Raw genomic sequence first — 21616 nt, 5'->3', positions numbered from 1 at the left:
CTGTTTGTTCGGGCAAGTAAAGGACTGAGACGTGACTGATTTTACCATGTTCGGGCTGAAGCCCGTTCTGATGACCGGCCTGGAAACCCAAGGTTTCAAGGCCCCTACCCCCATTCAATCGCGCGCGATTCCGGTGATCATGGAAGGCCGTGATATTCTGGGTCTGGCGCAGACCGGCACTGGCAAGACGCTGGCCTTCGGCCTGCCGATCATGCACAATCTGCTGAGTGCGGGCCGCCCTGCCCCCAAGACCACGCAGGCGCTGATCCTTGCGCCGACGCGCGAGCTGGTGACGCAGATCGCGACCACGCTCGATGGTTTCGCGCGCAAGACGCCGCTGAAAGTGCAGCGCGTCGTCGGTGGCGCGGGTATGCAGCCGCAGATCCAGAAACTGGCCAAGGGCTGCGATATTCTGGTGGCGACACCGGGGCGCCTGCTGGACCTGCTGGAGCGACGCGCGCTGACGCTCTCGGAGACGCAGATGCTGGTGCTGGATGAGGCTGACCAGATGCTGGATCTGGGCTTCATCCATGCGCTGCGCAAGATCGCGGGGCTTTTGCCGAAAGAGCGCCAGACCATGATGTTCTCGGCGACGATGAACAAGCAGATGAACGAGATCGCCAGCGCCTATCTGGACCGGCCCGAGCGGATTCAGGTGGCAGCGCCGGGCAAGCCTGCCGACAAGATCGACCAGTCGGTGCATTACGTCAGCCAAGGCGACAAGGCGCGGGTGCTGGAGGGCTATCTGAAAGAGCATCCCGAGGAACTGGCGCTGGTTTTCGCCCGCACCAAACATGGCGCGGAAAAGCTGATGAAGCTCTTGACCGGCTGGGGGATCGAGGCGGGCTCGATCCATGGCAACAAATCGCAGGGCCAGCGCGAGCGCACGCTTCAAGCGTTTCGCGAGGGCAAGCTGAAAGTGCTGGTCGCGACCGATGTGGCCGCACGCGGCATCGACATTCCCGATGTGCGCCATGTCTATAATTTCGAGCTGCCGGAAGTGCCGGAGAATTATGTTCACCGGATCGGGCGGACAGCGCGCGCGGGCGCCTCTGGCCGGGCGATTGCCTTCTGTGCGCCTGCGGAAATGGGCGATCTGCGCGCCATCGAGCGGCTGATGAAGCGCGATCTGACCATTGCGGGCGGCACGGCATGGCCCGATGACATGGCGGTGGCAGCCCGCGCGGCCGCGCGCAAGAAAGGCCCCGGTCGGGGGGGTGCACGCCCTGAGGGGCAAGGCCAGCGTCCGGCGCGCGCGAAACCCGGCGGGCCGCGCAAGAGCTTTGGCAAGCCCGGCGGCGGGCGCGAGCGGTCGCGCAAATCGGCCTGAAATTGCGAAGGGCGCCCCAAGCGGGCGCCCTTTTTCTTGTTTCGGGGAAGGCCGGGGCTCTGCCCCGGACCCCGGAGTACTTCCGGCAAGAAAATGTGGAAGAGTTACTCTGCCGCGACCGGGCTTTCCGCCGCTTCTACCCGCACGGCGGCGAATTTGAATTCGGGGATCTTGCCGTAGGGGTCCAGCGCCGGGTTGGTCAGGATATTGGCTGCGGCCTCGACAAAGGCGAAGGGCAGGAAGACCATATCCGGGCTGACCGCGCGGTCGGCGCGGGCCATGACCGTGATCGCGCCGCGCCGGGTCGAAAGCCGCACCATGCCGCCCGGTTCCACGCCCAAGCGGCGCAGGGTGGAGGGGTGCAGCGAGCAATTCGCCTCTGGCTCGACCGCATCGAGGACGCTGGCGCGGCGGGTCATCGCGCCGGTGTGCCAATGCTCCAGCTGGCGGCCGGTGGTCAGGACCATCGGATACTCGGCATCGGGCAGTTCATCGGGGGCGATGACTTTCGCCGGGGCAAACCGCGCGCGGCCATTCTCGCGCGGGAAGGCATCGGCGAAGACGATGGGCTGGCCGGGATCCTCGGGCGTGAGCGAGGGATAGGTGACCGCGGTTTCGCGCTCCAGCCGTTCCCAGGTGATATTGTCGAGGCTTTTCATGCCCAGTTTCATCTCGGCAAAGACCTGTGACGGGTGGGTGAAGCCCCAGTCGAGGCCCAGACGCTGCGCCAGTTCCACGGTGATCGCCCAATCCTCGCGCGCCTGTCCGGGCGGGGAGACAGCCGGGCGGCCCATCTGGACCTGCCGGTTGGTGTTCGTCACTGTGCCCGATTTCTCGTAGAAGGCGGCGGCGGGCAGGATCACATCGGCGTAATTCGCGGTCTCGGTCAGGAAGATATCCTGCACCACGAGGTGATCGAGCTTGGCCAAGGCTTCGCGCGCATGGGTCACGTCGGGGTCGGACATGGCGGGGTTCTCGCCAAGGATATACATGCCCCGGATCTGGCCTGCATGGACCGCATCGAGGATTTCGGTGACGGTCAGGCCCTTTTCCGGGATGATATCCGTGCCCCAGAGATTGCCGAAATGGTTACGTGAAGATTCCGCCGTAACACTTTGATAATCCGGCAGAAACATCGGGATCAGCCCGGCGTCGGAGGCGCCCTGAACGTTGTTCTGGCCGCGCAGCGGGTGCAGCCCCGTGCCCGGACGCCCGACATGGCCGCACATCAGCGCGAGCGAGATCAGGCAGCGCGAATTGTCGGTGCCGTGGATATGCTGGCTGACGCCCATGCCCCAGAAGATCATGCCCGCCTTGGCGGTCGCGAAATCGCGGGCGACCGCGCGCAGGGTATCCGCATCAATGCCGCAGACCGGGGCCATTTTCTCGGGCGCATAGTCGGCGAGATGGGTGCGCATCGCGTCCCAGTTTTCGGTCATGGCCTGAATATACTGGGTGTCGAACAGCCCCTCTTCGACGATCACATGCATGATCGCGTTCAGCATGGAGACATCGCCACCGGGTTTGAACTGCAGCATATGGGTGGCGAAGCGCTTGAGCGCCTGACCGCGCGGATCCATCACGATCAGTTTGCCGCCGCGCTTGGTGAATTGCTTGAAATAGGTGGCGGCGACGGGGTGGTTCTCGATCGGGTTCGCGCCGATGACAATCGCCACATCGGCATGTTCGATCTGGTTGAAGGTCGCGGTCACGGCGCCGGAGCCCACATTTTCCATCAATGCTGCGACCGAGGAAGCGTGGCAGAGCCGGGTGCAATGGTCGACATTGTTATGGCCGAAGCCTTCGCGGATAAGCCGTTGAAACAGATAGGCTTCCTCATTCGAGCATTTCGCGCTGCCAAAGCCCGCGACGGATTTGCCGCCATGGCTGTCGCGCAACCCGCCCAGGCCCCTGGCGGCGGCGTCGAGCGCTTCGTCCCATGTCGCCTCGCGGAAGACCGATCCCCAGTTGCCGGGGTCGACATTCAGCCCCTTCGGCGCGCCCTCGCGGCGGATCAGCGGCACGTTCAACCGGTGGGGGTGGTGGATATAATCAAAACCGAAGCGGCCCTTGACGCAAAGCCGCCCTTCATTGGCGGGACCGTTCAGCCCGTCAACCGCGATCACCTTGTCATTCTTCACTTTCAGGCTGACCTGGCAGCCCACACCGCAGAAGGGGCAGACCGAGGCCACTTCGCGGTCGAAATCGCGGCTGTCGCCCTGCTGCGCATCATCAAGCACAGTTGCGGGCATCAGCGCACCGGTGGGGCAAGCCTGCACGCATTCGCCGCAGGCCACGCAGGAACTATCGCCCATCGGATCGTTGAAATCAAAGACCGGATAGGCGTCATGCCCGCGCCCGGCCATGCCGATCACGTCATTGACCTGCACCTCGCGGCAGGCGCGCACGCAAAGCCCGCATTGGATACAGGCATCGAGATTGACGCGCATGGCGACATGGCTGTCATCCAGAAGCGGGATGCGCTCGGCTTCCAGCGTCGGATAGCGGCTCTCGCTGACGCCCGTGGCCTCGGCCATGTCCCAGAGGTGGCTGCTGCGGTCATGGGCGGCGGCGCGCTCGGGCTGGTCGGCCAGCAGAAGCTCGATCACCGCCTTGCGCGCGGTTTTCGCGCGATGGGTTTCGGTATGGACGACCATGCCCTCGGAGGGTTCGCGGATGCAGCTTGCGGCCAGAACGCGCTCGCCCTCGATCTCGACCATACAGGCGCGGCAATTGCCGTCGGGGCGGTAGCCGGGGGCAGGTTTATGGCACAGATGCGGGATCTTCAGCCCGCGCCCATTGGCGACTTCCCAGATGGTCTGGCCGGGCTCTGCGGTGACTTCGCGGCCATCAAGGGTGAATGTGACCATGGCTCAGATCTCCTGCGGGAAATGTTGCATCACAAGGCGGATCGGGTTCGGCGCGGCCTGCCCCAGCCCGCAGATCGAGGCATCCTGCATCACAGTGCAGAGCTCTTCGAGAAGCGGCTGATCCCAATGCTCGGCCTGCATCAGCTTCACGGCCTTTTCGCAGCCTGCGCGGCAGGGCGTGCATTGGCCACAGGATTCATCCTCGAAAAACCGCAGCATGTTCAGTGCGGCATCGCGGGCCGAGTCCTGATCCGACAGCACCACCACGGCGGCGGAGCCGATGAAAGTGCCATGCGGCTGCAGCGTGTCGAAATCGAGCGGGATATCGTCCATGCTCGCGGGCAAGAGGCCCGAGGAAGGCCCGCCGGGCTGATAGGCTTTGAGCTCATGCCCTGCGGCCATGCCGCCTGCGGCTTGAATCACATCGCGGATGGTCGAGCCTGCGGGCAGCAGATAGACGCCCGGTTTCGCCACACGGCCCGACACCGAATAGGAGCGCAGCCCCTTGCGGCCATTGAGTTCCACATCGGAGAGGATTTGCGGGCCTTCGCGGCAAATGCGGGCGACCCAATGCAGGGTTTCCACATTATGCACCAGCGTCGGGCGGTCGAAGATCCCCACCTGCGCGACATAGGGCGGGCGGTGGCGCGGCAGACCGCGCTTGCCCTCGATGGATTCGATCATCGCGGATTCCTCGCCGCAGATATAGGCGCCCGCGCCGCGGCGCAGCTCGATATAGCCCGGCTCTGCCAGCCCTGCGGCTTCCAGCGCGGCGATCTCGCGGCGCAGAATCTCCAGCACTGCGGGGTATTCGTCGCGCATATAGATATAGCAGCGCGCGGCCTCGACCGCCCAGGCGGCGATCAGCATCCCCTCCAGCATCAGATGCGGGGTGCGTTCCAGATAGTAGCGGTCCTTGAAAGTGCCGGGCTCGCCCTCGTCACCATTCACGGCCAGATAGCGGGGACCGGGATTGGCGCGCACGAAGCCCCATTTCTTGCCCGAGGGGAAGCCTGCGCCGCCCAGCCCGCGCAGGCCGGAGGCCAGTACCTTTTCCTGCACCGCTTCCCAGTCGCCGGTCGCGCGCAGATCGGTCAGGGCGGCATAGCCGCCCTCGGCGCCATAAGCCTCAAACGTCTGATAGTCGGGCAGATGCGCATGGGTGTCGCCTGCGGCAATCGCGGCTTCGACCTTTTCAGGGGTCGCGTGGTCGATATGGTTATGGCCCAGTTCCAGCACCGGGGCCGTGTCGCAGCGGCCCATGCAGGGCGCGCGCAAGACGCGCACGTGCGCGGGGTCCATGCCGGATGAGAGCGCGTCATAAAGCGCCTCGGACCCGGCCAGTTCGCAGGAGAGCGAGTCGCAGACCCGGATCGTCAGATCGGGCGGCGGGGTCTCGCCCTCCTTGACCAGATCGAAATGGGCGTAGAAGGACGCCACTTCCCAGATTTCGGCCATGGAGAGGCGCATTTCATGCGCGAGCGCGCGCAGGTGGCGGGCCGAGAGATGGCCATGGGCGTCCTGAATGAGATGCAGGAATTCGATCAGCAGATCGCGGTTGCGGGGCCGGTCCCCCAGCAGAGCCAGCACCTCATCCAGTGCTGCATCCTCATATTGCCGCCCCTTGGGCGTGGCGCGGCCCTTGCCGCGACCGGATTTCCATACGCCTTTGCCGCTTGCCTGATCGAGAGCCATGCGCGCACCCCTTTTCGCTTGCTTCCCTAGCCCTGCCAAAGTGCAGGCGTGCAATCAATATTGAATATCCGTTATTCGATAGACATAGCCTATCATTTTCTTGCCGGAAAATACTCGCAGGGGTGAAACCAGCCCCCTTGCGGGGCTGGTGAGGGGGCGGCAGCCCCCTGCCCCCTCTCAGAAAGGAACTGGCGCCGAGATTGTCAGCCCCTTCCCGCCATCGGGATGGCGCAGGCGCAGGCTTTGGGCGTGCAGCATCAGGCGCGGATGCGCCAATGCCGCTCCGGTTGCATAGAGCGGATCGCCGAGGATCGGATGCCCGATGGCCAGCATATGCACGCGCAACTGGTGCGATCGCCCCGTGACGGGCATCAGCCGCAGGCGCGACTCGTCTGCGTCCTGCCGGATCAGCGCCCAGTCGGTCTGCGCAGGCCGCCCGGTCTCGTGGCAGACCATCTGGCGCGGGCGGTTGGGCCAATCGACGATCAGCGGCAGATCCACCCTGCCCTCGCGCCCCGCGACCTGGCCCGCCACGCGCGCGACATAGATCTTGCGGGTCTGGCGTTTTTCGAATTGCAGGCCCAGATGGCGCTGCGCATGGGGGGTGCGGGCGAAAACCATCACGCCCGAAGTGTCCAGATCCAGCCGGTGCACCAGCAGGATTTCGGGAAAGACCGCGCGCAGCCGCGCGATCATGCAATCGGCCATGTGCTCGCCCTTGCCCGGCACCGACAGAAGCCCCGAGGGTTTGTCGACAAAGACCAGTTCATGATCTTCATGCAGGATCACCGGATCACCGGCGGGCGGGGTATAGATGAAACCGGACATAGATGCTTTCTTGCCTGAAACAGGCTGGCTTTACCACGCCCCCTCCTTTAGCGGCTGGCCAAGCCTTTGGAAATGGCCGATAGTCGCGCAGCAGGTAGCCTATGAGTGCAGGACGTGAAGCGAGAGATCGGATTTGCAGCGGCCGGAGCGGTGATGACTGCCGCGGTGCTGGCGGCATGGATCGGGCAGGACAGGTTTGAGCGGCAGGCCGCCGCGCCCGGATTTGAGGCCGCGCTGGTCGATGGCCGCGATGTTGCCGCGATTGCCGAGGTCGCGCGGGGTTTCGGTTCGGCCCTGATCCAGCGCGATGACGCGGGCGATCCGATGATCGAGGGCCGCATTCATGGCGTGGTCTACCGGATCTATTTCTATGGCTGCATCGAGGGGGCGGATTGCAGGCATCTGCTGCTGAAGGCGGAATGGGATAATGACGGGATCGACACGCTTGCTTTCGTCAATGCCTGGAACCGGCACCGGCTGCTTGGACGCGCCTATATCGACCATGATGACACGAAAATCTCACTGGATCTGATCATCAATCTTGCGCGGGGTGTGAGCCTCTACAATCTGGACGATACATTCGCCTGGTGGGCGGATACGCTGTGGGATTTCCATGTGAAAACCCGCGATATCCCGCCTGCCCCCGCGCGCGCTGCCGAAACGGACCTGTGATCCGCGTCAGAGCGGGCGCTGCACATGCAGCATCCGCGTCTGAATCTCGGGGTCGTCGTGGTGCAGCTCATAGCTCTGCACGCCGGGGATCTGCCCGAAGCTGCGCATCAGGGAATGGGGGTGGAATGTGCTTCTGATATTGCCGAAGCCCGGCAATTGCCGCAGCAAGCCCGAGGTGGCCGAGGCGCAGCGCGCGGGCGGCACGGGACCGGCCTGCAGCGCCAGCGCCTTGGCCTGCTCCGCCACATCCGGCGTGACGATCAGGCGCTGCACCACGGCGTAATGCGAGGGGCGCACATGGCTGATATAGAAGGACGCCCCTGCGGAGGGGGTCATGCCGAAATGCACGTCATTGCGTTCGGGGATGGTGTCGAGTTTCCAGCTTCCCGCCGGATCGAAGAGCACCCGCTCGGAGCCGTTGATGAAGAGCGCCGTGTGATCGCCGCGCTTGGTGTTGTAGTTCATGATGGTGACAAGGGTCAGTTTCGCCTGCCCGCCATGCTGGTAGCGCGCGGCCTGCACGGCTTCGTCACTGGCCCAGATACGCTGACCGCAGGCAGAGAGGATCAGCAGCGCTGCCAGCGCAAGGACAGGCAGGAAGGCCCGGAGCAAGGCCGGGTCACGGGAAAGCCGTGTCATCGCGACACCCTTGTACTTGAGAATTCTGCCCGGATCAGGCGTTGACGAGCGCGAGGAAGATCAGGATACCGATGCTGATACCTGCCCCCCAGACGACCAGACGGATGAAGCCGTTGAAGGTTTTTTCCTGTTCGCGGGTATCCATCGAACCGTGCTTGTGCTCTGCCATGACCGGCCTCCTGCAATCGCGTTGTCTGGCCTTCCGATAGCCGATCTTTCCGCGCCTGTCACCCCTGCTTTGACGGGTCAGAGCGTCTCAGATCGCCTGCCAGAGCCAGACCCCGTCCGGGCCCGCGTGGCGGCTGGCCTGCCCCTGTGCGACAAGGTGATTGAGATGGGCGAGCGCTTCGACCAGCGCCAGACCATAGGTGTCTTCGGTGATCGTGCGCTTGAAAAGCGAGGCAAAACAGTCGGATGCGCGACGAGGTTCCTGCAGATGATCCAGCAGCCGCCGCAACGCGCCGTGGTGATTCTCGATCTTCTGATGCAGCCGCAGCGGCAGGCCGGTGAAGGGCAGCTTGTGGCCGGGCAGGACCAGATGATCCTCGCGCGCGATCTGCTGGAACCGGGTGCAGCTTGCCAGCCATTCGGCCACCGGATCGGCCTGAGGTTCGGTCGCATAGACGCCGAGATTGGGCGAGATGCCGGGCAGAAGCTGATCGGCACCCAGCACCAGCGGGCAGTCACGGCTCCAGAGCGTGATCTGATCGGGCGCATGCCCCTGCCCCAGCCGTACTTCCCAGTCGCGCCCTGCAGCGCGGATGGTCTGGCCCTCTTCCATCCGGTGAAAGCCCAGTGGCAGGGGGGCCACCACATCGCAGAAATTGAACGGGCGGCTCGCCGCGCGGCTTGCGAGCATCGCGGCATCCATCCCGGCGCGGCGCCAGAAATCGAGGGTTTCGGGCAAGGGCCTGTCCTGCGCATCGAGCACCAACATCCGCGCGAAGAGCCAGGCCGTGCGGCTGGTCCAGAGGCTGGCACCCTGCGCCTGAAACCAGCCCGCAAGGCCGATATGATCGGGATGGTGATGGCTGGCTATGACCCGGCCCACGGGCTTGCCCTGCAAAGGACCGGCCAGAAGTTTCGCCCAGATATCGCGCGTGCGGGTCGTGTTGAGGCCGGTGTCGAAGATGGTCCAGTGATCGCCCTCGTCCAGCGCATAGATATTGACGTGATCGAGCGCCATCGGCAGCGGCAGTCGCGCCCAGAGCACGCCCTCGGCAATCTCGGTGACGCAGCCTTCGTCGGGCGGGGTCTCGATGGGGTAGCGCAGGGTCAAGGGCGTATCCTTCACGCGGCCAGATCCTCGTCCGACAGCGCATAGAGCCCTTCGGCGCCTGCGCGCAAGGCGGCAAGGCAGGCGGCATGATCGGGCAGGATGCGGGTGATGAAGACCTGCGCCAATGCGCGCCGCGCGTCCTCCCCGGTCTGCGCGGCTTTCAGGTGGTAATGCGCGCCCAGAACGCGGGCGAAGGCACGCAGATAGCAGGTCGCGCCTGCGAAACGGTCGGGCATCTCCTGCGCGACCAGCCATTCGGTCGCCTCGCGCAGCGATTCGGCGGCTTGCCAGACCGGTTCGGCCAGATCGGGCAGTTGGGCGCGGGCGGCTTCGGCCCCATCCTCGATTTCCTGCAGCAGACGGAACGCCGCCTCGCCCCCGTCCATCATCTTGCGGCCCACCAGATCCATGGCCTGAATGCCATTCGTGCCCTCATAGATCGTGGTCACGCGCACATCGCGCAGATATTGCGCGGCGCCGGTTTCCTCTATGAACCCCATGCCGCCATGGATCTGAATGCCCATGCCTGCGGTCTCGACGCCAATATCGGTGCCATGGGCCTTGGTGATCGGGGTCAGGAGGGCGGCGCGCGCGGCCCATTCCTCGAATCCGGTGGCGCTGGCCATGTCGATGGCGGTGGAATTGGCGAGCGCGATCGCGCGGATGGCGAAGATCTCGGCCTTGATCTGGGCGAGCATGCGGCGCACATCGGCATGCGCGATGATCGCGCCGCTGCCGCCCTGCGGGGTCTTGCCCTGACGGCGGTCCAGCGCATAGGCCAGCGCCTGCTGATAGGCGCCTTCGGCGACGCCGATCCCCTGCACGCCGACGCCGACGCGGGCATTGTTCATCATGGTGAACATTGCGGCCATGCCCTTGTGCGGGGCCCCCACCAGCCAGCCGGTCGCGCGGTCATATTCCATGACGGCTGTGGGCGAGCCATGCAGGCCCAGCTTGTGTTCGAGAGAGATCACGCGCAGGCTGTTGCGGGTGCCGGGATTGCCGGTCGCATCGGGGATGAATTTCGGCACCATGAAAAGCGAGATGCCGCGCGTCCCCTCGCCCCCGTCGGGCAGCCGGGCCAGCACCAGATGGCAGACATTTTCGGTGAAATCATTGTCGGCCCAGGAGATGAAGATCTTCTGGCCGGTAATCGCATAGCTGCCATCCTCATTCGGTTCGGCCTTCGTGCGCAGCGCGCCCACATCGCTGCCCGCGTGCGGTTCGGTCAGGTTCATCGTGCCCAGCCATTCGCCCGAGACCAGTTTCGGCAGATAAAGCGCCTTGATCTCGGCGCTGGCATGATGTTCCAGCGCCTCGATCTGGCCCTGTGCCATCAGGGGGGCGAGTTGCAGCGCGAGGCAGGCCGAAGCCATCATGTCATTGACGGCGGTGGCCAGCGTCTGCGGCAGGCCCATGCCGCCATGATCGGGGCTGGCCGCGAGCCCGAGCCAGCCGCCTTCGGCAATGGCGCCGAACGCCTCGGCGAAACCCGGCGGTGTGCGCACCACGCCGTTTTCCAGCCGCGCCGGGTGCAGATCGCCCACGCGCTGCAGCGGTGCCATGATCTCTTCTGCGAGGCGCGCGGCCTCGGTCAGGATGGCCTGTGTGGTCTCTGGCGTCGCCTCGGTGAAACGCTCGGTCGCGCGGACCTGATCGAAACCCACGATCTGATCGAGCAGGAAGGCGAAATCACGAAGGGGGGCGCGGTAGGGCATTGGGCAGGCTCCGTCAGGGTCAGGGCATGCGCTGGCTTGGCAAGTCCGGCGTGAGGGCCTAAAGACAGCGCGTTGCCCCAGCCATAACGGTTTTGGGCGCAGTCCTGAACAAAAACGCGGCGTCACGACATGAGCGAAAAGCCTGAAATCCTGCGGCCCTCGGATGCGGGGATCGCGCAAGCGGCGCGGCTCCTGGCGGCGGGCGAGCTGGTGGCGATGCCCACGGAAACCGTCTATGGGCTGGCGGGGGATGCGCGGAGCGGGGAAGCCGTGGCGCGGATTTTCGCGGCCAAGGGGCGGCCCGCGCATAACCCGCTGATCGTGCATCTGGCCGCGATTGAGGGCGCGCGGGCGCTCGCGGATCTGCCCGAACCGGCAGAGGCGCTGGCGGGTGCTTTCTGGCCGGGGCCGCTGACGCTGGTGGCCCCCTTGCGCGCGGGCCACGGGGTTGCGCCTGCGGTGACAGCCGGGCTGCCGACAGTGGCGCTGCGCCTGCCCGCGCATCCGGTGGCGCGCGCGCTGCTGACGGCATTCGGCGGGCCGGTGGCGGCGCCCTCGGCCAATCCCTCGGGCCGGATCAGCCCGACCACGCCTGCGCATGTACTGGCGGGGCTGGGCGACCGGGTTGCGGCGGTGCTGGATGGCGGCGCCTGCGCGGTGGGGCTGGAATCGAGCATTGTGGGATTTGACGCGGGCCGCGCGGTGCTGCTGCGCGAAGGCGGGGTCAGCCGCGAGGCGCTGGAGGCGGTGATGGGCGGGGCGCTTTCGCAGGATGCGAGCGGGAAAGTGACGGCGCCGGGGCAGCTCGCGTCGCATTACGCGCCGCGCGCGGCATTGCGGCTGGGGGTCTTGGCCCCTGCCCCCGGCGAGGTCTGGATCGGCTTCGGGCCGGAATGCGAAGGCGCGGAACTGACGCTTTCGGCGACGGGCGATCTGAATGAGGCGGCGGCGCGGCTTTTTGCGGTGCTGCATGAGGCCGATCATCTGGGCCGCCCGATTGCGGTGGCGCCGGTGCCTGTGGCGGGGCTTGGGGCGGCGATCAATGACCGGCTGCGCCGGGCGGCGGCGCCGCGTGGGTGATCAAGGGAAGGCTTGGAGGGCTGCCGCCCCCCAACCCCCCTGCCTCAAGGGGCGCACGCGCCCCCTGAGAACCCCCGTGAGTATTTTCAGCAAGAAAATCAGTCGCGCAGAAGCTCGTTGATGCCGGTCTTGGAGCGGGTCTGGGCATCGACGCGTTTCACGATCACCGCGCAATAGAGGTTGATGCCATGCTTCGAGGGCATGGAGCCTGCGACCACGACCGAATAGGGCGGGACTTCGCCGTAAGTGACGCTGCCGGTTTCGCGATCCACGATCTTGGTGGATTTGCCGATGAAGACGCCCATGCCCAGCACCGAACCTTCGCGCACGATGCAGCCTTCGACCACTTCGGAGCGCGCGCCGATGAAGCAATTATCCTCGATGATGGTGGGGCCGGCCTGCATCGGTTCCAGCACGCCGCCGATGCCCACCCCGCCCGAGAGATGCACATTCTTGCCGATCTGCGCGCAGGAGCCGACCGTGGCCCAGGTATCGACCATCGTGCCGCTGTCGACATAGGCGCCGAGATTGACGAAGCTGGGCATCAGCACCACGCCGGGCGCGATATAGGCCGATTTGCGCACGATGCAGTTGGGCACGGCGCGGAAGCCTGCTTCTTTCCAGCGGTTCTCGCCCCAGCCCTTGAACTTGCTGTCCACCTTGTCCCACCAGCCGCCGCCTTGGGCGCCGCCGGACTGCGGTTCCATATCCTTGATACGAAAGCCCAGCAGCACGGCCTTTTTCGCCCATTGGTTGACATGCCACTCGCCGCTGTCGCGCTTTTCGGCCACCCGCAGCGCACCGCTGTCGAGCGCGTCAAGCGTGGCCTCGATGGCGTCGCGCGCTTCGCCGCGGCTTGCGGGGGACAGCGTGTCGCGGACCTCCCATGCGGTCTCGATTGCGGTCTCCAGTGTGGCGATATCAGTCATGTCAGGCTCCGTGGGGCTGGTCATCTGTTGGTCCCCGCTATAGCCTTGGCCCGAGCAAACCGCAATCAGGCAGCGCGTGCAGGAGTTCTTGCGTGAAAGATCAGACGAAAGCCCATCCTTTTCCCGATGCCGGGGAAGATCTGCGCCATTGGGATGAGGGCCCCGACACGCCCCAGACCCGGCACCCGGCCTATAAGCTGGCCTATACCGATCAGGATTTCCTGCTGCGCGATGAGCTGCGCCCGGTGCGGTTGCAACTGGAACTGTTGAAACCCGAATTGCTGATGAGCGAGCGCGGCATTCAGTCCACCATCGTGCTGTTTGGCGGCGCGCGCATCCCGCGCCCCGAGGATGCGGCCAGCGCGCGCACCCAGACACTGGCCGATCTGTCGCGCTTCTATGAGGTCGCGCATGACTTCGCGCATAAGATGACGCTGCGCTCGGTGCAGAGCTATGGGCGCGAGGATGTGATCGTCACCGGCGGCGGCCCCGGTGTGATGGAGGCCGGAAATCGCGGTGCGCAGGAGGCGGGCGGGGCCTCGATCGGGCTCAATATCGTACTGCCGCATGAGCAGGCGCCGAATGGCTATGTCACGCCGGATCTGTGCTTCAACTTCCATTATTTCGCGATCCGCAAGATGCATTTTCTGATGCGCGCCAAGGCGATCACGGTGTTTCCGGGGGGTTTCGGCACGCTGGATGAGTTGTTCGAGGCGCTGACGCTGATTCAGACCCGGCGCATGCGGCCCATGCCCTTCATCCTGTTCGGACGGGAGTTCTGGGAGAAGATCATCAACTGGGAGGCGCTGGCGGATGCGGGCACGATCAGCCCGGAGGATCTGGATCTGTTTCATTTTGCCGAAACGGCGGATGAGGCGATTGCGATCATCGACGGGTTCAAGGCGGGGTGTTAGGGTTCGGTGTGAGAGGGAGGGTATCTGCGGGCGGGTTGAGCGCATTGCGGACGGTCCCTTAGCAGCCCAAGCGCGGAATCAAGGCCGCAGGCCGCCGCGCAGCGCCCGACCGCCCCCCGGGCGGGCGCTTCTCGCTGTCGCGCACTCGAAAACCGTCGGAGTATGCCGCAGCATAAACTGCCCGCCTTCACTGTGGGAGCGCCCCCCCGCGGTCGGGCGCTGCGCGGCTTTCGCTTTCCGTCACCTGTCTGCATAGTCCCGCTTAGCCGCCTGTCGGCACCATATCGCCCAAGGCGCGCAAACCTGTCGTCAGGTGGCGAACACCCCGCCCCCTGTCCGAAGCTTGACACAGAACAAGGCCCCTGCCGCCCGGACATGCTAAGCTCGTGTCATGGAGGAGGTGGCACGATGATCAATGAGAATGACATTCTGGACATGACCTGTCTGACCCGCGCGCAGATCGAGGCGATTGCCGCGCATGAGCATCTGGGCGCGGTGGCGGCGGCGGAACTGGGCGAGTATCTGATGCATCTGCATCATGGGCCGCAGAAGGTGCAGGCGATGATCTGCGAGGATATCGCAGAGGCGCTGCATGCCGATGATCTGGACCGCGCGCGGGGGCTTTATCTGGCGCTGAAAGGGTTTCTGGCCGAGCACCCGGAGGCGCTGCGCGGGAATGGCTGAGGCGGGCTAAGGCGCGGCGGCAAAAAGCGCGCGCAGTTGGGCGGCGCTTTTGTGCAGGTCATGGGCGGCTGTGACCCTTGCGCGCCCCTCCGCCCCCATTGCGGCGAGCCTGTCGGGGCTGGCGTCCAGACAGGCGCTCAGCGCCTGCGCCAGTGCGTCCACATCGCCTGCGGGCACGAGCCAGCCGCAATTTTCGTCCACCAGTTCCGGGATGCCCGCGATATAGGTCGAGATCACCGGGCGGGCGCGGGCGAAGGCTTCCATGATGACGATAGGCAGACCTTCGGCGAAGCTGGGCAGGACGAGGGCGCGCGATTGCGCCAATGCGGCGCTGACCGCCGCATTATCGGCCCAGCCGCGCGTTTCGATCTGCGCCTCCAGCCCGTGGTTGCGGATCGCGGCCTCGATCCCGGGCCGGGTCTCGCCATCGCCGATCAGGATCAGGCGGGCCTTGGGATGGGTGTCGCGCAGCCGGGCCATGGCCGCGACCAGCAGGGTTTGCGCCTTCTGCGGGCATAACCTGCCGATGCAGAGCAGGGGCGCATCGGGGTCGGGTGCGGGCGCGGGGGCGAGATCGGCCAGATCGACGCCGCAGCGGATGACATGCAGCTTGTCCCAGTTGGCCATGCCGCCCGAGAGCGCAAGACGGCTGCGGGCGTAATGGGTGATGGCGACCACAAAACGCGCCTCGCGGATTTTCTGCGCCAGCGATGAGGGGCCGGGATCGGTGAATTCATCCGGCCCATGCGCGGTGAAACTGTAGCCCGGCCCGCCCAGCCGCGCGCAGAGAAGCGCCACTGCGGCGGTATTGGTCGAGAAATGCGCGTGGAGATGGGTGAGGCCCGCGCTGCGGCGTTTCAACTCCACCGCTTCGAGCAGATAGGCGATGTGGCGCAGCAACGCGCCCTGCCCGGCCTTGCGCCACAAGGCCCAAGTGCCTGCGATGGCGCGGGCCATGCCGCGGGGGTTGGCAGCCGCCTCGCGCAGCGCTTGCAGGCCAAGGCGCAACCCGCCGGGGGCAAGCAGATAGGTGCAAAGCGCAGCTTCGCGCTGGTCCAGCGGATCGACCAGCGCCTGATCCCATTTGCGCACGGCGAAACGGGTGATCCCGACCCCCTGCCCTTCGAGCGCGGCGATCTCGCGCCGGATGAAGGTCGCGGAGGTCACCGGATAGGTGTTCATCAGATACCCTATCCGCATCGGGCCGTCCCTCTCGCGCGCGCGGGTCTCAGTGGGTCCAGACCTGACGGCGGTTGGTCGCGAAATTGTCGCCATAGCCGCCGGGGCGCAGATTGACGCGGCGGGCTTTGGGCTGGATCACGTTATAGTCGATGCCATGGGCCTTGGCATAGGCTTCTGCGGCCTCTTGTGTGTCAAACCGCAGCCGGACCTGCGAATTCATATCCGCCGAACTGGTCCAGCCCATGAGCGGGTCGATGCGCCGCGCTTCGGCGGGCGAGAATTCCAGCACCCAGAGTTTCGTCTTGGCCGTGCCCGATTGCATGGCGTTGCGGGCGGGACGATAGATGCGAGCGCGCATGGGCACCTCCTGAAATGACGCCCTCTTATCGGGAAAAATGCCTGCAATGGCAAGGGGTCGCGGGGGGATGGGTGCAGACAGGGCGCGGGCCCGAAAGGAGGGAACGAGGAGTATGTCTTCCGGATGGTGACGCGCCCTGTCTGCAACTAAAAAGCTAGACCTGCCGGGGGGGTGCGGCAAGAATATTTTGTATCTGCTATGTATATTTTTGATCGCGCGGGCGGGGTCAGGCGACGCAATGCGGGGTGATGCCGATGGCGAGGATCGGGCAGCCGCCGTTGCGGCCCGCATCCAGCCGGTAAAGCAGCTTGCCCATCCATGTTGTCGAGGCACCGAACTTCTTGTAAACATCCTCGCGACCTTCGCTGCCATCCTTGTTCAGGACTTTCCCGAGCGAGCGGAAAAACGCGTTGTCCAGCGATGAACCACGGGTCAGGATGATGCCCACATCGATCGCACCCGCCTCGTAAAATGCAGAAAACGCATAGAGGTCACGGTCATAGGTCTGGTCCTTGCTGTTCCACTCCAGATCCAGCGCAACCTTTCCATTCACGAAGTCGATCCTGTGGCCATCCAGAAACCCTTCGCGAACATATTGCCGAAAGACGCCAGAGCCTTTCGCGTGCAGCAGCTTCACATGCAGATCTGCCGAAATCCGCGCCTCGACCCAATCTTCCGGAAAGAGCGCGTCAACATATTGCGCAATCGGGCCTTTGCTTCCCCCTGGCGTTCGGATTTGTTCGCGTGTGATCCGGAACTCGGACAACACGTTCAGCACAGTCTGGAACTGGTCGGGAAAGCTGCTGGCAAGCACGCCCGCGGCATTGCGATAGGAAAAAATCTCGAATTTCTGTAGTATATCATCTGGAAAATAGTGACGGAACGCCGCATCAGGATCCGCGATTTTTCCGTCTGAAATATCAGTATCGATCTGTTCCAAGCCTATTCTGCCGCCAAGCTGGAATTATACTTGTAGGTCTGCCAAGTGGGCTTGTAATCATCCTCTGCCTGATTGCCCCAGACCGTCCAGCCCTCGCGCCTGCCCCGGCCAAACAACTCCAGATAGGGCCCTGCTGAACAGGCTTCGATGATTCCGTACTGCTCATCCGGCTTGCGGGAATGTTCACGCTTTCGGGTCGCGAACAGATTGACTTGCGTGCGGCCCGGCGGCAGCGTTCGGGCATTCTTGCCCTTGACCCCAAAGAGGATGATCTCGGTCACATTGCGGAAATAGAAGCCCACGCCGCGCCCGTCGGACCCCCCATCCTTGCGGACCTTATGCCAGATGATGTTGCTCTTATAGCTGAAGCCCCACGCTTCAAGCACTTTCAACCCATCCGGTAGAAGGGCATTGGGCACCCAGAGATAACAATGTGCCGTCTCTGCCATATGCTCGGCGACAGGCAACGCGCAAATGTCGTCCAGATCCATCGTCGGATAGCGCGACAGCCGCTTGTGTTCGGGCGCAACCTTGCCCGTCCGGTTGGTAAAGCGCCATGGCGGATCGGCCATGACTGTTCCAAACCTGTCCCCTTGCAGGAAATTTCGCAGATCGTCCGAAGGGTTTTGTGTCATCGATTATCCTCGGTTTTATCTGTCAGAACACAATAAGAACAAAAATTCAACAACCCATTAACGGATCACACATCCACATCCTCCACAAACCGCGCATTCTCGCTGATATACTGGAAGCGCAATTCCGGCTTCTTGCCCATCAGCCGCTCGACCAGATCGCCGGTTTCGCCCGGCAGGTCGTCGTCCACGCTGACGCGGATCAGACGGCGCGAGGACGGGTCCATCGTGGTTTCTTTCAGGTCTTTCGCGTCCATCTCGCCCAGACCCTTGAAGCGCGAGACATCGACCTTGCCCTTGCCGCCGAACCCCTCGGCCAGAAGCCGGTCCTTCTCGGCCTCGTCCAGCGCATAGACGCGCTTTGCGCCCTGCGTCAGGCGGAAGAGCGGCGGGCAGGCCAGATAGAGGTGGCCCGCGTCGATCATCGGCCGCATCTGGGTGAAGAAGAAGGTCATCAGAAGTGCCGCGATATGCGCGCCGTCCACATCGGCGTCGGTCATGATGATGATCTTGTCATAGCGCAGATCATCAAGGCGGAACTTCGTCCCCAGCCCCACGCCCATCGCCTGACAGAGATCGCTGATTTCCGCGTTGGTCCCGAGTTTCGAGGAGGCCGCGCCCAGCACGTTGAGGATCTTGCCGCGCAGGGGCAGAAGCGCCTGATTGCGCCGGTCGCGGGCCATTTTGGCGCTGCCGCCCGCCGAGTCGCCCTCGACGATGAAGAGTTCCGTGCCATCGCGCGTGGTGGCTGAGCAATCCACCAGCTTGCCCGGAAGCCGCAGCTTCTTGGTCGCGGTCTTGCGCGAGGTTTCCTTCTCCTGCTTGCGCCGCAGCCGTTCTTCTGCGCGCAGCACCAGAAAATCGAGGATCGCGCCTGCGGCCTTGGGATCCGCCGCCAGCCAGTTGTCGAAATGGTCGCGCACCGCCCCTTCGACCATGCGCGCGGCCTCGGTCGTGGCGAGGCGGTCCTTGGTCTGGCCCACAAATTCGGGTTCTCGGATGAAGCACGAAACCAGCGCGCAGCCGCCTGCGGTCATATCCTCGCGGGTGATCTGAGCGGCTTTCTTGTTATTGGCCAACTCGCCATAGGCGCGGATGCCCTTGAGGATCGCGGCCCAGAAGCCCTGTTCATGCGTGCCGCCCTCTGGCGTCGGCACAGTATTACAGTAGCTTTGCACGAACCCGTCGCGGACGGGCGTCCAGTTCACCGCCCATTCGACCGAACCGGGCTGGCCGAATTTCTCCTGAAACTGGACCTTGCCCGCGAAGGGCTTGTCGGAATAGGTCACGGCCCCGGTCAGTTGTTCATTCAGGTAATCGGCCAGACCACCGGGGAAATGGAAGGTCGCTTCCATCGGCGTATCGCCATCGGGGATGGCGGATTTCCAGCGGATCTCTACCCCCGAGAAGAGATAGGCTTTCGAGCGCACCATTTTCAACAGCCGCGCAGGGCGGAATTTCAGCGCGCCGAAAATCTCTGCATCCGGGTGGAAGGTGACGGTGGTGCCGCGCCGGTTCGGGGCCGGGCCGACCTTGGCGACCTGCCCCTGCGGGATGCCGCGCGAGAATTCCTGCGCGAACAACTCGCGATTGCGTGCCACTTCGACGCGCATGTGATCCGAGAGCGCGTTGACGACCGAGGCGCCCACCCCGTGCAGACCGCCCGAGGTCTGATAGGCCTTGCCCGAGAACTTGCCGCCCGCGTGGAGCGTGCAGAGGATCACCTCCAGCGCCGATTTGCCGGGGAATTTCGGATGCGGGTCAATCGGGATGCCGCGCCCGTTGTCGCGGATCGTGACCGAATAATCACCGTGCAACTCGACCTCGATGCGGTTCGCGTGGCCTGCTACCGCCTCATCCATCGAGTTGTCGAGCACTTCGGCGACCAGATGATGCAGCGCGCGCTCATCCGTGCCGCCGATATACATGCCGGGACGTTTGCGGACAGGTTCCAGCCCTTCCAGAACCTCGATTGAGGAAGCATCATAGGTTTCAGCCGGGCTTAACAGGTCACTCATGGGGGCGCTGCTCGATTCTTCTTGGGTGGAATGCGCTACCAATAGACCATTGCAGCGCAAAAGGCGCAAGGTTTAGTCCCTGCGCCCTGCTGTCTTAGACGGTGTGACGCGTTACAGCAACGTCCAGAGATGGAAGATCAGCCCCATTGCGAACGCCCCGCCCAGCGAAATCGCGAGATAGAGGGCAAAGACGCGGATCCTGACCAGTGCCCAGACCGCAATCGCTGCCGGAAGCGAGGTCACGCCGCCCGCCACCAGAAAGGCCATGCCCGCGCCCGGCTGCATCCCCTGTTCCATCAGCGTGCCGATCAGGGGCAAGGCGGCATAGCCGTTGAAATAGGCAGGCACCCCGACCAGCGTTGCCAGTACAATCGGCAGCAGCCCATTTCCGCCCAGCGTCTGTGTCACCAGTTCGGCGGGCACATAGGCCAGCATCAGGCTTTCGAGCAGGAAAGCGAGCGAGAGCCATTTCAGCAGGAAGAGGAAGGTCTTGACCGCCTCGCTGCGGAATTTGGCGACGCGGGCGGGATCATGCCAGAAGGTCCAGACCGGGGGTTGCGGATTGCGCAGTCTCGCGCCGCCGCAGCCGCCATTGCCGATGCCTTCGCGCAGCGGATCGGCCAGCGCGCCGCGCGTCATCAGCAGATGCACGACGGTCCCGCCCAGAAGCCCCATGCCCACTGCGATCAGCGTCTTGGCGATGGCGAATTCCAGCCCCAGAACTCCGGCTGTCAGCACGAACATCGACGGGTCCATCAGCGGCGAGGCCAGCCAGAAGGCCATGACCGGGGCCAATGGCACACCAATCGCCAGCAGCGCCGCGATCAAGGGGATCACCCCGCAGGAACAGAAGGGCGACAGGCCCCCGGCCAGCGCACCCATCGCGATCATCATTGCGGGGGCGCCGGTGAAGGCCTTTGCGATCAGGTTATCCGCGCCCGTGGCCCCTGCCCCGGCGGCGATCAGGATCGAGGCTGCGAGAAAAGGCGCGATCGAGACCAGGGCGCCGGTCACCTTGGCGAAGGACGGGCCGAGTTGCGCAGGGTCGAGCGTGGTCAAGGCCAGCACGATCAGCGCGAAGGCGAGCCACGGCTTTTCCTTGCGCCACAGATGCGACCACAGCGCAGCAACGGGCCGAGGCTGGGGAAGTATGTGGTCAGTCATCCTTAAATCTCCGGTTTTGTGGTTATTTTGGGCAAGGCTGTCACGCCGATTGCGCCCGCGGATGGACCCCTTGGCAGCACTCGCTGAGCAGGTAATCCACCACGCCATGCAGCGCCGCGGTTTCCGCCCGCGTCAGCACTTCGCGCCCGGCGCGGGTCTGGCTGATCAGCCCCGCCTGTTTCAGCGCGCGCAGATGATGCGCGAGGGTCGAGAGCGGCATATCAAGATGCGCGCCGATCTCGCCCACCATCAGCCCGTCCGGCCCGGCCTTTACCAGCAGGCGAAAGACCGACAGGCGGGCAGCATGGCCCAGGGCGGCGAGTGCGATTGCGGCTTTGTCATCATCACAGGTCATGCCCGCCATTATGACCACTTTTCTGGTTATGTAAAGATATTTCCGCATTCCGAAAGCCGCGCAACAAATGAAAAGAAATCGCCCCGTTCTGCGCAATCGGATGCGTTTTCGGCATTGACCTCGGCCCGCGCGGGACATAGGGTCCGGCCACGCCAAAGGAGCGGATGAAAGCAATGAAAGTCAGCCTGGTTGTACTTGTAAGCGAGATGCGCATGGGCCGGTGACGGATATCCAGAACGGACCCCCATGCGCCCCCGAACCTCACCGGGGGCTTTTTTATTGCCTGAAGCCGCGCTAAAGCGACATGCAGATGACGCCTTGATGGAGCA

20 protein-coding genes are annotated in these 21616 nt (G+C 64.4%); 5 read left to right on the top strand and 15 right to left on the bottom strand.

Annotated elements, in window-relative coordinates; all coding sequences use genetic code 11:
• The first annotated feature begins 31 nt into the window (after window positions 1-31).
• Entirely contained in the window at window positions 32-1330 is a 1299-nt protein-coding gene (locus tag BG457_RS16330; protein WP_071798563.1) for a DEAD/DEAH box helicase, read from the top strand.
• Between the two features lie 104 nt (window positions 1331-1434).
• Here BG457_RS16330 and fdhF read toward each other — a convergent pair whose 3' ends face one another.
• The 3 genes from fdhF to BG457_RS16315 all read right to left on the bottom strand — a co-directional run bounded on the left by fdhF (window position 1435) and on the right by BG457_RS16315 (window position 6723).
• Complete coding sequence (fdhF, locus tag BG457_RS16325; RefSeq protein ID WP_071798561.1) at window positions 1435-4200, bottom strand: formate dehydrogenase subunit alpha; 2766 nt, start codon at window positions 4198-4200, stop codon at window positions 1435-1437.
• Between the two features lie 3 nt (window positions 4201-4203).
• Complete coding sequence (locus tag BG457_RS16320) at window positions 4204-5895, bottom strand: NAD(P)H-dependent oxidoreductase subunit E (RefSeq protein WP_071798559.1); 1692 nt, start codon at window positions 5893-5895, stop codon at window positions 4204-4206.
• A 177-nt stretch (window positions 5896-6072) separates the two neighbouring features.
• Window positions 6073-6723 (bottom strand): pseudouridine synthase, encoded by a 651-nt coding sequence (locus BG457_RS16315; RefSeq protein ID WP_071798557.1) that lies wholly within the window; start codon window positions 6721-6723, stop codon window positions 6073-6075.
• A gap of 153 nt (window positions 6724-6876) precedes the next feature.
• Here BG457_RS16315 and BG457_RS16310 point away from each other — a divergent pair, with 153 nt between their 5' ends.
• Window positions 6877-7395, top strand: coding sequence for a YbjN domain-containing protein (locus BG457_RS16310; protein WP_071798555.1), 519 nt, complete (start codon window positions 6877-6879; stop codon window positions 7393-7395).
• 6 nt (window positions 7396-7401) lie between these two features.
• Here the strand turns inward: BG457_RS16310 and BG457_RS16305 are convergent, their stop codons facing one another.
• The 4 genes from BG457_RS16305 to BG457_RS16290 form a co-directional block, all read right to left on the bottom strand.
• A complete protein-coding gene (locus BG457_RS16305) occupies window positions 7402-8034 on the bottom strand; it encodes a hypothetical protein (RefSeq protein ID WP_071798552.1) in 633 nt (210 codons plus the stop codon).
• Between the two features lie 34 nt (window positions 8035-8068).
• Window positions 8069-8203 carry an aa3-type cytochrome c oxidase subunit IV gene (locus tag BG457_RS16300; protein WP_071798550.1) on the bottom strand — a complete coding sequence of 45 codons (135 nt, stop codon included), beginning with the start codon at window positions 8201-8203 and terminating at the stop codon, window positions 8069-8071.
• A gap of 87 nt (window positions 8204-8290) precedes the next feature.
• Window positions 8291-9328: an MBL fold metallo-hydrolase gene (locus tag BG457_RS16295; RefSeq protein WP_245771023.1), complete on the bottom strand. Its 1038-nt coding sequence runs from the start codon at window positions 9326-9328 to the stop codon at window positions 8291-8293.
• Complete coding sequence (locus BG457_RS16290; RefSeq protein ID WP_071798548.1) at window positions 9325-11031, bottom strand: acyl-CoA dehydrogenase; 1707 nt, start codon at window positions 11029-11031, stop codon at window positions 9325-9327. The genes BG457_RS16295 and BG457_RS16290 overlap by 4 nt, the downstream gene beginning before the upstream one ends.
• 129 nt (window positions 11032-11160) lie before the next feature.
• On the opposite strand from BG457_RS16290, the gene BG457_RS16285 reads away from it, so the two are divergent.
• A complete protein-coding gene (locus BG457_RS16285) occupies window positions 11161-12111 on the top strand; it encodes an L-threonylcarbamoyladenylate synthase (RefSeq protein ID WP_071798546.1) in 951 nt (316 codons plus the stop codon).
• Window positions 12112-12209: 98 nt separating this feature from the next.
• Here the strand turns inward: BG457_RS16285 and dapD are convergent, their stop codons facing one another.
• Window positions 12210-13040 carry a 2,3,4,5-tetrahydropyridine-2,6-dicarboxylate N-succinyltransferase gene (gene dapD, locus BG457_RS16280; protein WP_071799250.1) on the bottom strand — a complete coding sequence of 277 codons (831 nt, stop codon included), beginning with the start codon at window positions 13038-13040 and terminating at the stop codon, window positions 12210-12212.
• A gap of 92 nt (window positions 13041-13132) precedes the next feature.
• Here dapD and BG457_RS16275 point away from each other — a divergent pair, with 92 nt between their 5' ends.
• Both BG457_RS16275 and BG457_RS16270 read left to right on the top strand, forming a co-directional pair.
• Window positions 13133-13954: an LOG family protein gene (locus BG457_RS16275; protein ID WP_245771022.1), complete on the top strand. Its 822-nt coding sequence runs from the start codon at window positions 13133-13135 to the stop codon at window positions 13952-13954.
• 408 nt (window positions 13955-14362) lie between these two features.
• Complete coding sequence (locus BG457_RS16270) at window positions 14363-14638, top strand: hypothetical protein (protein ID WP_071798545.1); 276 nt, start codon at window positions 14363-14365, stop codon at window positions 14636-14638.
• 6 nt (window positions 14639-14644) lie between these two features.
• Here BG457_RS16270 and BG457_RS16265 read toward each other — a convergent pair whose 3' ends face one another.
• From BG457_RS16265 to BG457_RS16235, 7 genes are all read right to left on the bottom strand, one after another.
• Window positions 14645-15820, bottom strand: a complete 1176-nt coding sequence (locus BG457_RS16265) for a glycosyltransferase (protein ID WP_245771021.1) — start codon at window positions 15818-15820, stop codon at window positions 14645-14647.
• A 46-nt stretch (window positions 15821-15866) separates the two neighbouring features.
• Window positions 15867-16178, bottom strand: a complete 312-nt coding sequence (locus tag BG457_RS16260) for an ETC complex I subunit (protein ID WP_071798540.1) — start codon at window positions 16176-16178, stop codon at window positions 15867-15869.
• Window positions 16179-16404: 226 nt separating this feature from the next.
• Complete coding sequence (locus tag BG457_RS16255; protein WP_217649535.1) at window positions 16405-17118, bottom strand: BglII/BstYI family type II restriction endonuclease; 714 nt, start codon at window positions 17116-17118, stop codon at window positions 16405-16407.
• Window positions 17119-17120: 2 nt separating this feature from the next.
• On the bottom strand, window positions 17121-17753 hold the full coding sequence (locus BG457_RS16250; protein WP_071798539.1) for an MT-A70 family methyltransferase: 633 nt from the start codon (window positions 17751-17753) through the stop codon (window positions 17121-17123).
• Window positions 17754-17818: 65 nt separating this feature from the next.
• Window positions 17819-19768, bottom strand: a complete 1950-nt coding sequence (gene parE / locus BG457_RS16245) for a DNA topoisomerase IV subunit B (RefSeq protein WP_071798537.1) — start codon at window positions 19766-19768, stop codon at window positions 17819-17821.
• 111 nt (window positions 19769-19879) lie between these two features.
• Entirely contained in the window at window positions 19880-20932 is a 1053-nt protein-coding gene (locus BG457_RS16240; RefSeq protein ID WP_071798535.1) for a permease, read from the bottom strand.
• Between the two features lie 40 nt (window positions 20933-20972).
• Window positions 20973-21287, bottom strand: coding sequence for an ArsR/SmtB family transcription factor (locus BG457_RS16235; RefSeq protein WP_071799247.1), 315 nt, complete (start codon window positions 21285-21287; stop codon window positions 20973-20975).
• Between the last annotated feature and the right edge of the window lie 329 nt (window positions 21288-21616).

Source organism: Natronohydrobacter thiooxidans, from assembly GCF_001884735.1.
GTDB lineage: Bacteria > Pseudomonadota > Alphaproteobacteria > Rhodobacterales > Rhodobacteraceae > Roseinatronobacter > Roseinatronobacter thiooxidans_A.
Note: the sequence above shows the minus strand (reverse complement) of the source record. Positions and strands in the feature narration are given on the sequence as shown.